Source organism: Streptomyces sp. NRRL S-495, assembly GCF_000966955.1.
GTDB lineage: Bacteria > Actinomycetota > Actinomycetes > Streptomycetales > Streptomycetaceae > Kitasatospora > Kitasatospora purpeofusca.
Genome location: NZ_JZWY01000199.1, coordinates 1 through 3,740, shown reverse-complemented (window position 1 = coordinate 3,740; position 3,740 = coordinate 1). Strand labels below are relative to the sequence as shown.

Below are 3,740 nucleotides of genomic sequence, written 5' to 3'. Positions count from 1 at the left end.
AGGCGATGGCCCTCTCGGTCAACACCTACTTCGTTCAGATGGAGCAGGACATGGGGCTCTGCCCCGTCAAGCAGATGCTCGACAAGCTCAACATCACCTCCACCGCCTCCGGCGCCAAGCTGGAGGTCGTGCCCTCGATCACCCTGGGCACCAAGGAGATGTCGCCGCTGACCATGGCGAACGTCTACGCGACCTTCGCCGCCCGCGGCAAGCACTGCACGCCGATCGCGATCAACAAGATCACCACGGTCGACGGCAAGGACGTCAAGGTCCCGCAGACCGCCTGCACCCAGGCCTTCTCCGAGCAGACCGCCGACGCGCTGAACACCGTCCTGCTCAATGTGACCGAGAAGGGCACCGGCGCCACCCTCGGTCTGGAGGACGGCCGCCAGATCGCCGGCAAGACCGGTACCACCGACAAGAAGAAGGCCGCCTGGTTCAGCGGCTACACCCCGCAGCTCGCCACCGCGGTCTGGATCGGCGGCCCCACCGGCGGCGTCGAGATGAAGAACATGAAGATCGGCGACACCTACTACGGTGCCGACGGCGTCTTCGGTGCCACCGGCCCCGGCCCGATCTGGAAGATGGCCATGGACGGCGCGCTGAAGGGCTCCCCGAAGGAGACCTTCCAGACCATCGACATCCCGGACCCGGCCCCCAAGCCGGACCCGAACGCCACCCCGGGTGCGACCCCCCCGGCCGCGCCCGCCCCGGGCGCCGACCCGAACGCGGGCGGCAACCCGCCGCCCCCCGCCGCGGGCAACCCCGGCGCTCCCGGCACCAACGCCGGCGGCCTGATCGGCGGCGGGTTCACCTTCCCGCCGGGGGTCATCGGCGGGAACGGCGGCGACGGCGGGAACGGCGGGAACGGGCGCGGCCACCACTGAGCGGCCACTGAGCCGCCACTGAGCGGACGTCCTGCAGGGCCTCCGGCAGGACGAAGCAGAGGGGCGCCCCCCGAGCATCTCGCTCGGGGGGCGCCCCTCTGCCTTGTCCTCTGCCTTGTCCTTCTACCTTGCCGGTCCGCTCCGTGGAGCGATCAGCCGGCGAGGGCGGACTTCACCGCGGCGGCCACCCGGCCGCCCTCGGCCAGGCCGTCGACCTTCGGCCGCACCAGCTTCATCACGGCGCCCATGCCCTGCGGACCGACCGCGCCGCTCTCGGCGACGGCGGCGGCCACGATGGCCGTCAGCTCGTCGTCGGACAGCTGCTTCGGCAGGTAACCGGCCAGCACCTCGCCCTCGGCCACCTCACGGGCGGCCTGCTCGGCCCGGCCGGCGCTGTCGAACGCCTCCGCGGCCTCCCGGCGCTTCTTCGCCTCCCGGCCGATCACCTTGAGCACCTCGGCGTCGGAGAGCTCGCGCTTCGTCTTCCCCGCCACCTCCTCGCTGGTGACGGCCGACAGCGTGAGCCGGATGGTGGACGAGCGCAGCTCGTCCCGGTCCCTGATGGCAGCCGTCAGGTCCTGGTGCAGCTGCTCCTTGAGCGTCGTCATGGCCCCGAGTCTCCCACCTGCCACGTTCCGATGCCCACCATTAACTCCACCCACCTGCTCCCCCTCCCCGCTCCCCTTCTCCGCTCCCCGTCTCTCGCGCCCTTCCCCAGTCATCGATAACCTCTTAAAGTGGTTACATGATGGACGAGCGAAGCCCCGGCCTGGTCCTGCACTCCCCCGGCGGAACGCGCTTCCACTTCGACCCCGGCACGCTCTGCCTGGAACTGCTGCCCACCGGCGGCCCCGGTCCCTACGCCCGGTACGAGATCCTGCACCGGCCGTCCGACCTGCTGGAGTGGCTCGGACAGTCCCGGCTCGGACTGCCACCCGGCACCGTCCGAATCAGCGACGACCAACTGGCCGCCGTCCGCACCCTGCGGGACGCCCTCTGGCGCCTCACCGCGGCCCGCGCGAGCGGCGACCGCACCAACGCCGACCACGCCGATCCCGCCGACCACGCGGTGCTCAACCGGGCCGCCGCCCGACCGCCGCTCGCGCCGCAAATCGCCCCCGACGGCACCGCGGCGCCGCCCCTGCCCGGCGACGGCGACCAGCTCGCCTCCACCATCGCCCGCGACGCCATCGCCCTGTTCACCGGCCCTCACGCGGACCGGATCCGCGAGTGCGGCGCCGACGACTGCCAGCTGCTCTTCGTCGACACCTCACGGCCGGGCCGACGCCGCTGGTGCTCGATGGAGCGTTGCGGCAACCGCCACAAGGTCCGGGCCCTGCGCGCCCGGCGCGAACAACCCGAGGAGTGACCGGACGTGTCCCCGGGCGCACCCCGACAGTTCACCTGCTGATCCGCCGTCTGAGAGCATGGACCGATGCGACCGCTGTACTCCGTTCCCCTCGGAATCGCCGCCACCGGCGCCGCCTGCCTCGCCTACTCCGTTGGGTACGAGGTCCGTTCCTTCCGCCTCCGCCGGGTCGAGGTCCCGGTCCTCCCCCGAGGCGCCCGCCCCATCCGGGTACTGCAGGTCTCCGACATCCACATGGTGAGCGGCCAGGGCAGGAAGCAGCGCTGGCTGCAGAGCCTCGCCGGCCTGCGGCCCGACCTGGTGGTCAACACCGGCGACAACCTCTCCGACCCGGAGGGCGTCCCCGCCACCCTGGACGCGCTCGGCCCGCTGATGGACTTCCCCGGCGTCTACGTCTTCGGGTCCAACGACTACTACGGCCCCGCCCGCAAGAACCCGGCCCGCTACCTCCAGGCGATGCGCACCGGCAGCCACGGCATGAACAACGCCGACGGCAGCGCCCGCCGCGGCATCACCGGCGCCGTCCACAACCCCTGGGAGAAGCTGCGCGACGCCTTCGACGCCGCCGGCTGGCTCGACCTCACCAACACCCGGGGCCGCCTCACCGTCGCCGGCCTCGACCTGGAGTTCACCGGCCTGGACGATCCGCACATCCGGCGCGACCGCTACAGCGAGGTCGCCGGCGGACCCTCCCCCGACGCCGACCTCTCCCTCGCCGTGGTGCACGCCCCGTACCTGCGGGTCCTCGACGCCTTCACCGCCGACCGCTACCCGCTGATCCTGGCCGGCCACACCCACGGCGGCCAGCTCTGCGTCCCCTTCTACGGCGCCCTGGTCACCAACTGCGACCTCGACGCCAAGCGGGTCAAGGGCCTCTCCACCCACCAGGCCGGCGGCCGCCGCTCCTACCTCCACGTCTCGGCCGGCTGCGGCACCAACCGCTACACCCCCGTCCGCTTCGCCTGCCCCCCTGAAGCCACCCTCCTCACCCTCACCCCGACCCCCCACTGACCCACCCGCCCCGCTCGCCGAGAAACCGGATTTCGTCTCTCGGCGAGCGTCCGGTAGAGTTCTACTCGTCGCGAAGGAGACGGAGCGACAAACAGAAAGACCGGGGTGTGGCGCAGCTTGGTAGCGCGCTTCGTTCGGGACGAAGAGGCCGTGGGTTCAAATCCCGCCACCCCGACCCAGTCCAGATGGCCTATCGGAGAGATCCGATAGGCCCTCTGGCGTTTTGCGTGCCCAACCGGGTGACCGGCCCTCAGGCTCCTGAGCGAACAGCTCACCCTCGACCGCCGCCCCGCCCCGGATCACCGGGCGGCCCCGGCGGCGGTGGACCCGAGTCGAGCAGGACCGGGGCCGCGACCGAGGCCATGTCCCACCTCTGTGCACGCCCGCGCAGATCGTGCGGGCGTGGTGGTCAGCGGGTTGCGGGTCGGGTTCGTGGAGGGTGGTGGAGGGGTGGGGGCGGTCTGGTGGGGGTG

Annotated in this window: 4 protein-coding genes and 1 tRNA gene; 4 read left to right on the top strand and 1 reads right to left on the bottom strand. The window is 71.9% G+C overall.

The genetic code is table 11. The annotated features are described in order from the left end of the window. Window positions 1-887, top strand: an 887-nt coding sequence (locus VR45_RS12475) for a penicillin-binding transpeptidase domain-containing protein (protein ID WP_045939779.1), incomplete at its 5' end; no start/stop codon positions are given. A 152-nt stretch (window positions 888-1,039) separates the two neighbouring features. Here VR45_RS12475 and VR45_RS12470 read toward each other — a convergent pair. Next, complete coding sequence (locus VR45_RS12470) at window positions 1,040-1,495, bottom strand: GatB/YqeY domain-containing protein (RefSeq protein ID WP_045939778.1); 456 nt, start codon at window positions 1,493-1,495, stop codon at window positions 1,040-1,042. Window positions 1,496-1,632: 137 nt separating this feature from the next. Between VR45_RS12470 and VR45_RS12465 the strand changes: the two genes are divergently transcribed. The 3 genes from VR45_RS12465 to VR45_RS12455 all read left to right on the top strand — a co-directional run bounded on the left by VR45_RS12465 (window position 1,633) and on the right by VR45_RS12455 (window position 3,442). Continuing rightward, on the top strand, window positions 1,633-2,256 hold the full coding sequence (locus VR45_RS12465) for a CGNR zinc finger domain-containing protein (protein WP_045939777.1): 624 nt from the start codon (window positions 1,633-1,635) through the stop codon (window positions 2,254-2,256). A gap of 66 nt (window positions 2,257-2,322) precedes the next feature. Further along, a complete protein-coding gene (locus VR45_RS12460) occupies window positions 2,323-3,267 on the top strand; it encodes a metallophosphoesterase (RefSeq protein WP_045939776.1) in 945 nt (314 codons plus the stop codon). 101 nt (window positions 3,268-3,368) lie between these two features. After that, a tRNA-Pro gene (locus VR45_RS12455) sits at window positions 3,369-3,442 on the top strand. The last annotated feature ends 298 nt before the right edge of the window (window positions 3,443-3,740 follow it).

Excerpts from the sequence above, each read along its gene's own strand:
- VR45_RS12465 (WP_045939777.1), top strand. The coding sequence starts at position 1,633 with ATGATGGACGAGCGAAGCCCCGGCCTGGTCCTGCACTCCCCCGGCGGA.
- VR45_RS12460 (WP_045939776.1), top strand. The coding sequence starts at position 2,323 with ATGCGACCGCTGTACTCCGTTCCCCTCGGAATCGCCGCCACCGGCGCC.
- VR45_RS12470 (WP_045939778.1), bottom strand. The coding sequence starts at position 1,495 with ATGACGACGCTCAAGGAGCAGCTGCACCAGGACCTGACGGCTGCCATC.